Below are 9,212 nucleotides of genomic sequence, written 5' to 3'. Positions count from 1 at the left end.
GAAGATGCCAACGGTGAATTCCGCGCAAACGACGCGGAGAAAGCTGGCTTGGACAAGATTCTGGATCAGGTCACCAAGGCTGGAGCTAACAGCTAGTTAGCGAGAATGAATCTCGTTTTGCGCGGCGCCTAGCCCCCGAGCCACGATCAGTCGGGCAGCCTCGGCGCCGGTGGCAATAAACTCATCAAAACCAGCCCCTGCTGGTACTGGGCCCAGAACCCAGGCAATAATGTCATTTCCTTTCCCAGGGTGGCCCACCCCCATACGTACGCGGGGATAGTCGCGGGTGCCCAGGTGCTCAGTCGTCGATTTTAGGCCGTTATGTCCGGCTTCATTTCCGCCTTGTTTGAGGCGGATTTTGTGCTCTTTCAGGTCTAACTCATCGTGAATAAGCAACACTCGCTCGGCGGGGATGCCTAAATGTTGGGCAATTTCGGCAATCGCCGGGCCAGAATTATTCATAAAGCTTGCGGTGCGCAGCACCAGAGCCGATTTCTCACCACATTCAATGGTGGCGCCGAATGCCTGCACACCCTTAATGGGTTGTAGGGTCTCGCCGGATTCGGCCAGCAGATCGTCGACCACCATATAGCCCACGTTGTGGCGTGTGGCCGCATATTTTTGCCCCGGATTACCCAAGCCGACGATTAGCCACTCGGCAGTGACGTCAGCAAGATTTAGTACCGGTTGTTGGGTCGTTGCCTTCTGATAGCCACCGTCGGCTGGGTTGGCGATTGAGTCATTAGCGCCTTCGGCATTGCGTCCGAAAACTTTTGATAACAGGTTGCGCACAATATTCACCCGCCCAGTGTCTCATTTTTCTTAATGGTTTCTCCACTAGCCTGGGTGCTATGTCGAAAGTTTTGAGTCAGCTGGATACCCGAATTCTTATCGCGCCCATGGCCGGTGGGCCGTCGACCCCAGAGTTGGTCACTGCCGCAGATCAGGCAGGGTCTTTCGGCTTTCTGGGGTTGGGCACGATGCCGGTGGCGCAGGTGCAGGAGCTCATCGACGGCATGGGCGATGGCGTGCGCTATGGAGTGAATTTGTTCGCCCCGCAGGATCCGCTGGAGATCACCGCCGAGGTGCGCGAATTTCATCAACTGTTGCAGCGCGAGTACGGAGTAGCAGAGGCACTGCCAGAACCCGACTACACCAACGGTTGGGAAGGCAAGCTCGAGACGGTGTTGGGTGCGCAGAACCCACCTGCGGTGGTGAGCTCCACGTTTGGTTGTTTCAGTTCTGCAGAAATCCTTCGACTCCACGATGCTGGGATCGAGGCCTGGGTGACAGTAACCACCGTTGAGGATGCGTTGAGCGCGCAAGATGCCGGTGCAGATGTGCTGGTCGTGCAGGGCCCAGCAGCCGGCGGGCACCGCGGCACGTGGTCGGTCGAGGAACAGCCATCTGGTCTGGGCTTGGGTGATCTCATCGAAACCATGTCGCTGGCTGGCGTGAACGCGCAGTTGGTGGCCTCTGGTGGCGTGCGCACCGCAGATGACGCTGCGACGTTGTTGCGTTTACCACGAGTAAAAGCGGTCAGCTGTGGTTCGGCGTTTTTGCTCGCCGACGAAGCCGGCACCAGTGAGTTCAACCGTCGCCTGCTGCGCGCTGGTGGCGAAACCGTGGCGAGCCGTGCGTTTTCCGGGCGGGTAGCCCGCGGACTAGAAACAGAATTTTCCCGTGCGCATGGCGACGATGTGCCCGCGATGTACCCGTTACTCAACCCGTTGCTGGCGCCACTGCGACAGGAGAATGATCCGCGGGTGGCATATTGCTTGGTCGGCGAAGACGTCGACAAGATCGGGCAGGGCAGTGTGGCCGACATCCTTGCCCAATTACGGGGGTAGTAACCAAAATCGGGGTAGGATGTTGGTTGTAATTTTGCACCCCGATACCCCCGCGTAAAGGAAGATGACTGTGAATCAGCCCGCCGAGGTAGGACACGACAACTGGAATGAACGCATCGCGCTGGCGCAGGAGATGATCCCGCTGATCAGCTCGCTGCACCGCAACAACAACGTTGTGACCTCTATTTTTGGTCGTCTGCTGATTAGCGTCACCGACATCGACATCATCAAAGCCCACGAGCGTGCGCACCAGGTCATTGAAGAGGATCTGCCGCTGGAACAAACCCTGCCGGTGCTGCGGGAGCTGACCAAGATGGACTTGGGAACCGCTTCGGTTGACGTCGGACGACTGGCCGTCGGTTTTGCACAATCCGGTTCCGATGATCTTTCCGGATACCTGCACCAAGAGCTGGAAGAAGTCATCGGCGGACGCACCAACGTCGAGCCCACCGACGTTGTCCTCTACGGTTTCGGCCGTATCGGTCGTCTGCTCGCGCGCATTCTCGTCGAACGTGAAGCATCCTATGGCGGTGTGCGTCTGCGCGCTATTGTCGTCCGCTCCAAGGGTGAGGGTGACATCATTAAACGCGCCTCGCTGCTGCGCCGCGATTCCGTACATGGCGAATTCAACGGCACCATCTCGGTGGACGAAGACAACAGCGTCATCTGGGCCAACGGAACCAAGATCCAGGTCATCTACGCCAACTCACCGCAAGAGATCGACTACACCGCATACGGCATCAATGACGCCATCATCGTTGACAACACCGGAGCATGGCGCGACCGCAAGGGTCTGTCGCAGCACCTGGAGGCCAAAGGTGCCGACCGCGTCGTGCTGACCGCACCGGGCAAAGGCGATATCCCGAACGTCGTTTTCGGCATCAACGAAGACAGCGTGACTGCCGACGATAAGGTGCTTTCCGCAGCATCCTGTACCACCAACGGCATTACCCCGGTGCTTAAGGCACTCGGCGACCGTTACGGCGTTGCCCACGGGCACGTAGAAACCGCCCACTCGTTCACCAACGACCAGAACTTGATCGACAACTACCACAAGGGTGACCGTCGTGGACGCGCTGCTGGATTGAACATGGTGCTGACCGAAACCGGTGCGGCCAAGGCCGTGTCGAAGGCGCTGCCAGAATTCGAAGGCAAGCTCACCGGCAATGCCATTCGCGTTCCCACCCCGAACGTTTCCATGGCGGTGCTGAACCTCGAGCTGGAAACCGAGGTGACCAAGGATGAGGTCAACGATTACCTGCGTAAGGTAGCGCTGCTGTCGAACCTGCGCCAGCAGGTTGATTACGTCAACGACCCAGAATTGGTCTCCTCGGACTTCGTCGGCTCCGTTAAAGCCGGTGTGGTCGATGGCTTGGCGACGATCGCTAACGGCACCAAACACCTGGTGGTATACGTCTGGTACGACAACGAGTATGGCTACTCTAACCAGGTTGTGCGTTTTGTCGAAGATATTGCGGGCAAGCGCCCACGCGTGCTGCCGCACCGTACCCCAATTAGCGAGCTTTAAAACTGGAATAGGCCACGCTGGCTGGTTCGCCAGTTAGCGCGTGCAACCGGCGATGAAGAAAACCGCGGGTTCCGGATTTCCGGGCCCGCGGTTTCGCTTGTCGTGCCTGTGAAGATTTTGCTGAATTAGCTTTCGAGCTGAATGGATTCAAAGCCCAATACGGGCTGTGTCTCGGTAGTTGATGTACCTTCATGCTATAAAGCTAAAGAACTAGAAAGCAAAGCAGAGACTGCGACCCAAAAAATTCGCCAAGCATACCCATAAAAATGGCAAGGGGGATGCTTTCCGTCACTGCTACTGGAGTGGATTGATGACTTTGCATTTGAGGTTTGGGCAGTGTAAAGCGTTCCTTGCGTTGTCTTTGATGGCATTCTTGGTGGCTTGTTCAAGCGAAATTGAACAAGCGTTACCAGCTGCAAGTGAATCTGGGGGTCCGGTTACTATCTCGGTTCGCGATGCTTATGGTCAGCATTGGGTAGAATTTGGTGTCCAATGTCCATACACCAGTGCTGATGATATTTCCGAACAACTGGGTCTGGAGCCTGATGAGGCTTATGACTTAGGCAGCTACGACACTCAAGAGGTGGTGTACCTGAAAGATGCCGACGGTGACGTTGATTTTGACGTGCTCGATAGGTTAGATGTTACTTTGTGCTCCCATAGGGCCCCGGAATACTTTGGTTATCGTGGATGGTTACCGGCAGACCTGCCTCTGATTTTTGAGGTTAATTATGATGGCTGGGCCCTCACAGGGGTGGGTGATACAACCACGGAATAGATCATTCTGCAGCCTAAGTAGCTATACACCATGCCTGCCATTTGTGGGCAGTGGGCAAGCTCACCGGTAATGCCATCCGTGTTCCCACCCCGAACGTATCCATGGCTGTATTGAACCTCGAGCTGGAAACCGAGGTGAGCAAAGACGAGGTCAACGACTACCTGCGTAACGAAAACGGCTACTTAACCCCCGGCTGGTGCGCCAGTTGGCGCGTGCAACCGGGGGTAAAGAAAACCGCGGGTTCCGGATTTCCGGGCCCGCGGTTTCGCTTGTCGTGCCTGTGAAGATTTTTGCTGGATTAGCTTTCCAGCTGGATGGATTCAAAGCCCAATACGTCAACAGACATGCCACGCTTTTCATCTTCGACATGGTTGCCTGCTGGCCGTGCATCAGCCCATTTTTGGTAGTTTTCCTGGCTGTCCCACCGGGTGACGACGAAGTAGCGATCCTCACCGGCGACGGGGCGCAGCAACTCAAAGCTTTCAAAGCCTTCCGCCTTGTCGACGCCTTTTGCGCGTTGCGCAAAGCGCTGCTCGATTTCCGGGCCAGCACCTTCAGGGAAGGTAAGGGCAGAGATGTTGACGTAGCTCATGGATCATCCTTTCTACGGTTGGATTCATCCACCATTTTAGCGATAGTTAATCTGGTGGGGAATGTGAAGTTCAGCAGAAATACTGTGATATTTTGCGGCGAATTGCTCGCCGTAACCTCAGCGTTTGGTTGGTTCTAGCTCGGTTTCCGGGCCACCAAAGCCACACCGCGCAAGACATCGCTGTGTTCGTTGAAAAGCTTGCGCATTGCCAACATGCGGCGCCTGGCATCCTTATCGAGCAAGGCATTTTTGATGATGCGCAACGTACCCAGCAGGCCTTCGTCGGCAAGATTACGGCGCATCTTTAGCAGCGCCATTGGCGCGGTATCTGTCCACTCGACAACTAAGCCAGCGTTTTCGAGAAGCTCTGTCCACTCAACCACGGTGAGAGGGCGGGCATTAACCTTAATCACGCGCGCGAGGTTCTTGCGCAGCTCTGTCTTGAATTCATCGTCAAGGTCGTCGGGTTGCAGGCCGAGCTCATGAATCGCATAGCGTCCACCTGGTCGCAACACCCGCACGGCCTCGTCAACGATCTTTTGCTTGCCGGTGGGCGACTGCATCGTCAGCATTGCCTCACCCAGCACCACGTCAGCGTGAGCATCGGGCAAACCAGTATCCGCGGCATCAGCGTGCACCATGCGTCCGGTGTCTTTGACGATCTCACCGGTAATGCGTGCGGCATCTTCGTCTTTTTCCACGCCGACATAGCTGGCGGGTTGGAAACTTAATAGTTCGGTGGCGGTGCGCCCCAAGCCCGGTGCCAACTCGACGACATCAGCATCAGTAAGGCTGGCATTCTTGAGTAACTTGCGGGTGAGTTCCAAACCGCCTGGTCGTAGCACTCGTTTGCCCAGCCGCGCGAGCAGCCAGTGGCCGGGTGCATCTTCTGCACGACGCTGCGCATAGGGAAGTGGATTGTCCTGGTGTAAGCCGTGAGTCATGGTGGATTCCTTTCTCGAAGGCCCACCAGCGTTAGACGAGGATAGACACGTTAAGGCAGGCCTAATTTCGTATCTAATTCCCAGCTTAATGAATGAGGTGTGTGCAGAATAGGCTTACCGAATTTCTGTGATTTTTCTCCGGGAAATTGCGCCCCCGTTTTGGGTTAATCGAGCAGCTCGAAAGTGTCAGGATGTTTGTGTGTGAGGCTCTGCTCTAGAAGGAGTTTCACCGATAATGACTACTGTGTCACCGAAGAAAAACCATGACCCGGCAAGGGGCAACGAAGTCAGCAAGAAGCTGATGGAAAAACCTGAACTTGCCAGCCTGATCAGCGAGCTGTCGACTTCCGCCGATGATGCAAGCGAGCTGGTCAAAGGCCTGCTGCAGACATCGATCAACGCTGGCCTGCAGGCAGAGATGGATACGCATTTGGGCTATAACCATTCCGGCCGCAAGGCCAAAGCCCAGGTGGAAACCGCACAGAGCAGCAATCACCACAACGGGGCGTAGACCAAGACCGTCAATTCTGGGTATGGCAAAACCGCTAACTCGACGAGTTCTACCCAGTGATTTTCCTTGATGCGCTCCGCGTGAAAATCCGCGATGGCCACCGCGTAATCAACAAGGCCTGCTACATGGCAGTTGGCATCGATATAGACGGCATCAAGCACATCCTGGGATTGTGGATCGCTGACAATGAAGGTGCGTCATTCTGGGCATCAGTGTGCGCAGATTTGGCTAACCGTGGCGTTCAGGATGTGTTCATTGTCTGCTGCGATGGGCTGGGGCCTAACCCCCGACGTGTCCACTTTCCGGGGGTCAGGCCCCACAAAAAATCGGACACCCTCCGGTCCCGGGAAATAATGGAAAACAAGGTAAATGTCTAGGAACAAAACCCAGGACACTTCATAACCACCTTCACAAGTCGAGTAGCAAGACTGGCCCAAGGCTGACTCTAGATCGTTAGAATGAATGAATGGGTTCAACACGGCACCGCATAGAAACAAAATCTATTGGAAGCGTTTCACCCATCGCGCCCCGCCCGCTAAAGTTGAATAACGCCGACGCGTGCAAGCAGTTTCACTACATCGGGAAAATTATGACTCAGTGCCCAGACCAGTCTGTACCGGAGAGCGCAGGCCGTGAGAACCCCGGAATCTCCTTCGGACAACACCTCTCCAACTATCAAGCGAAGTATTTCGCGCACGAGCTTGAGCGGAGTTATGCCAATGACCATGTCGGCAAGCTTGCAGGACTGCTTTTTGACGCCCAGGTGGAACCCAAGCCTCACCAGATTGAGGCAGCATTATTCGCGCTGAAGGGGAACGCGACAAGAGGCGTCGTGTTGGCTGATGAAGTCGGCCTCGGTAAGACGATCGAGGCGGGCATTGTTATTACGCAGTATTGGGCAGAGCGTAAACGCCGCATCCTGATCGTTGCTCCTGCCAGCCTCCGTCAGCAATGGAAACAGGAGCTGTACGAGAAGTTCTTGATCCCATCTGAGCTGCTTGACTCAAAATCCAAGGCAACGCTCCTGGCTAACAAGACACCTGGTCAGGTTTTGATCGCTTCCTACGAGTTTGTCCAGCAGAACAAGGCGGATCTGATGCGTCCGTGGGATTTAGTCGTTGCCGACGAAGCCCACCGGCTACGTAACTTCTATAAGGGCAAAAAACATGCCAAAGTAGCACATTCGGTCGGTGAGGTTTTTGATGGCGCAAACAAGGTAGTGCTGCTCACAGCAACCCCACTACAGAACCGTCTTGAAGAGATCTATGGTCTTGTCTCTATTTTCGACCCGGAGTATTTCCGGTCTATTGACGTTTTCCGCGAGCGGTATGTGAAAACAGGAAGCACCGAATTCAGCCCCGATGACTTGGCGGAGCGCGTCGGCCAGTTGACCAAGCGCACCTTGCGGCGTGATGCAGAGAAGTACATTCGGTTCACCAAGCGTGACCCCTTGACCGTGAAGTTCCAGCCGTCACAGGCGGAACTGGATCTTTATGATCTGGTCAATGCCTACCTCCAACGGGATATCTTGTACGCGTTCAATGACTCGCAGCGAGCGCTTTCTTCGCAGGTGATGCGCAAGCGGTTGGGTTCTTCAACATACGCCGTCGGAATCACGTTGCGTAGAACTGCGAATCGGCTGGCGGAAGAGCTGGCTGCAGGTCAGCCACACAGCCACCGTATGCCACTGTTCGATTTCGATAACGACATGCTTGATGAGGAGCAGGCAGCATATGAGGCATTCGGGGAGCTCGTGGAGAAGCACGAGGACTGGTCGGACCCAGAAGTCCGCAAGAAGGTGCAGGGCGAGATTGATGAGCTCAGGGAGTACGCGACGCTCGCAGAATCGATTCACCAGAATCAGAAGTCGCTGAAACTCGGGGAGGCCATTGAACGTGGCTTTGCGAGGCTGCGTGAGGTCGGATCCCCTGAAAAGGCCATCATCTTTACCGAGTACAGCGACACCCAAAGCTTCATCGCGGAGACACTGCGGCAAGCTGGGTACGGGGAAGGGCTGGTGCTGTTCAACGGCCAAAACGATTCGCCTGAGGCGACTGCGATTTATCAAGAGTGGCTCACAAAGAATGAAGGTAGCGACGTCATTACCGGCAACCCGTCGGCGGATCGTAGAAAAGCGCTTGTTGATTACTTCCGTGACTCCGGCTCGATCATGATCGCGACGGAAGCGGCATCTGAGGGCATCAACCTGCAGTTTTGCTCGATGCTGATCAACTACGACCTGCCGTGGAACCCACAGCGGGTAGAGCAGCGCATCGGCCGCATTCACCGTTATGGCCAGAAGCACGACGTTGTTATCGTCAATTTCTTCAATGAGGGCAATGCGGCTGAGGCGCGCATCTTGGAGCTGCTGGAGAACAAATTCCACCTCTTCGATAGCGTCTTTGGTGCTAGTGACGAGGTGCTGGGCCGCATTGAGAATGGTTTCGATTTCGCTCAGGAGATTGCGAAGATCTACGACAGTTACCGCACTGCTGACGAGATCAATGAGGCGTTCCAGGAGCTTGAGAAGAAGTACGCCGCCACTGTAAGCAAGGACATGGCTGCGGCGAAGGCGAAGGTTTTCGACAACCTTGATCCGTCAGTGCGTGACCGCTTGAAGTCTTACGATGAGCAGTCCGGTGAGGTACTGAACCAGTTTGAGCGGCTGCTACTCCTCCTGACCATTAACGGCTTACAAGACAAGGCCACGTTTGAAGGCGACGGCCGCAACTTCGTTCTGAACACGCCACCGGCTGCCGGTATTGCGACTGGCCGCTACCACTTCAAGTCCTCGCCAAGCGGCAATTCCAAGCAGTACCGCTATCACAGTGATCTTGCGAAGTTTGTCATCGATGGCGCCCTGGCAGCGAACACGCCGTGCCAGACACTCGTGTTCGACATCAGCAAGTCCGATCGCGTTAGCTCCCGCATGAAGGAATTGGCTGGACACACTGGTTCCCTGACTGTCCAGGGGTTGACGTTCAAGATGAAGCCCAACGACAGCGATAT

General features: G+C 55.5%; 8 protein-coding genes and 3 pseudogenes. 8 read left to right on the top strand and 3 right to left on the bottom strand.

Annotation, left to right across the window (positions count from 1 at the left end; all coding sequences use genetic code 11):
• Positions 1-96: 96 nt before the first annotated feature.
• On the bottom strand, positions 97-801 hold the full coding sequence (gene pth / locus RCH87_RS09295) for an aminoacyl-tRNA hydrolase (RefSeq protein WP_306516416.1): 705 nt from the start codon (positions 799-801) through the stop codon (positions 97-99).
• A gap of 50 nt (positions 802-851) precedes the next feature.
• Here pth and RCH87_RS09290 point away from each other — a divergent pair, with 50 nt between their 5' ends.
• The 5 genes and pseudogenes from RCH87_RS09290 to RCH87_RS09275 form a co-directional block, all read left to right on the top strand.
• Positions 852-1,850 carry a nitronate monooxygenase gene (locus RCH87_RS09290; RefSeq protein ID WP_306516415.1) on the top strand — a complete coding sequence of 333 codons (999 nt, stop codon included), beginning with the start codon at positions 852-854 and terminating at the stop codon, positions 1,848-1,850.
• Positions 1,851-1,914: 64 nt separating this feature from the next.
• Positions 1,915-3,378 carry a glyceraldehyde-3-phosphate dehydrogenase gene (locus tag RCH87_RS09285; RefSeq protein ID WP_306516414.1) on the top strand — a complete coding sequence of 488 codons (1,464 nt, stop codon included), beginning with the start codon at positions 1,915-1,917 and terminating at the stop codon, positions 3,376-3,378.
• A 229-nt stretch (positions 3,379-3,607) separates the two neighbouring features.
• Positions 3,608-3,682, top strand: a pseudogene (locus RCH87_RS10435) (hypothetical protein); the annotation flags it as partial.
• A 6-nt stretch (positions 3,683-3,688) separates the two neighbouring features.
• Positions 3,689-4,156: a hypothetical protein gene (locus RCH87_RS09280; RefSeq protein WP_306516413.1), complete on the top strand. Its 468-nt coding sequence runs from the start codon at positions 3,689-3,691 to the stop codon at positions 4,154-4,156.
• A gap of 53 nt (positions 4,157-4,209) precedes the next feature.
• A pseudogene (locus RCH87_RS09275) lies at positions 4,210-4,323 on the top strand (hypothetical protein); the annotation flags it as partial.
• A gap of 131 nt (positions 4,324-4,454) precedes the next feature.
• Here RCH87_RS09275 and RCH87_RS09270 read toward each other — a convergent pair.
• Entirely contained in the window at positions 4,455-4,748 is a 294-nt protein-coding gene (locus tag RCH87_RS09270) for an antibiotic biosynthesis monooxygenase (RefSeq protein WP_284571715.1), read from the bottom strand.
• Between the two features lie 134 nt (positions 4,749-4,882).
• Positions 4,883-5,692: a class I SAM-dependent methyltransferase gene (locus tag RCH87_RS09265; protein ID WP_306516412.1), complete on the bottom strand. Its 810-nt coding sequence runs from the start codon at positions 5,690-5,692 to the stop codon at positions 4,883-4,885.
• A gap of 235 nt (positions 5,693-5,927) precedes the next feature.
• Between RCH87_RS09265 and RCH87_RS09260 the strand changes: the two genes are divergently transcribed.
• The 3 genes and pseudogenes from RCH87_RS09260 to RCH87_RS09250 all read left to right on the top strand — a co-directional run.
• Positions 5,928-6,203 (top strand): hypothetical protein, encoded by a 276-nt coding sequence (locus tag RCH87_RS09260; protein WP_306516411.1) that lies wholly within the window; start codon positions 5,928-5,930, stop codon positions 6,201-6,203.
• Positions 6,204-6,241: 38 nt separating this feature from the next.
• A pseudogene (locus RCH87_RS09255) lies at positions 6,242-6,499 on the top strand (transposase); the annotation flags it as partial.
• Positions 6,500-6,792: 293 nt separating this feature from the next.
• A partial coding sequence (locus RCH87_RS09250; protein ID WP_306516410.1) for an SNF2-related protein occupies positions 6,793-9,212 on the top strand: 2,420 nt, incomplete at its 3' end.

It is taken from the genome of Corynebacterium sp., from assembly GCF_030826625.1.
Classification (GTDB): domain Bacteria; phylum Actinomycetota; class Actinomycetes; order Mycobacteriales; family Mycobacteriaceae; genus Corynebacterium.
Note: the sequence above shows the minus strand (reverse complement) of the source record. Positions and strands in the feature narration are given on the sequence as shown.

Bases quoted from the DNA above. Each gene is read 5' to 3' on its own strand.
- RCH87_RS09290 (WP_306516415.1), top strand. From the start codon at position 852: ATGTCGAAAGTTTTGAGTCAGCTGGATACCCGAATTCTTATCGCGCCC.
- RCH87_RS09285 (WP_306516414.1), top strand. From the start codon at position 1,915: ATGACTGTGAATCAGCCCGCCGAGGTAGGACACGACAACTGGAATGAA.
- RCH87_RS09280 (WP_306516413.1), top strand. From the start codon at position 3,689: ATGACTTTGCATTTGAGGTTTGGGCAGTGTAAAGCGTTCCTTGCGTTG.
- RCH87_RS09270 (WP_284571715.1), bottom strand. From the start codon at position 4,748: ATGAGCTACGTCAACATCTCTGCCCTTACCTTCCCTGAAGGTGCTGGC.
- RCH87_RS09265 (WP_306516412.1), bottom strand. From the start codon at position 5,692: ATGACTCACGGCTTACACCAGGACAATCCACTTCCCTATGCGCAGCGT.
- RCH87_RS09260 (WP_306516411.1), top strand. From the start codon at position 5,928: ATGACTACTGTGTCACCGAAGAAAAACCATGACCCGGCAAGGGGCAAC.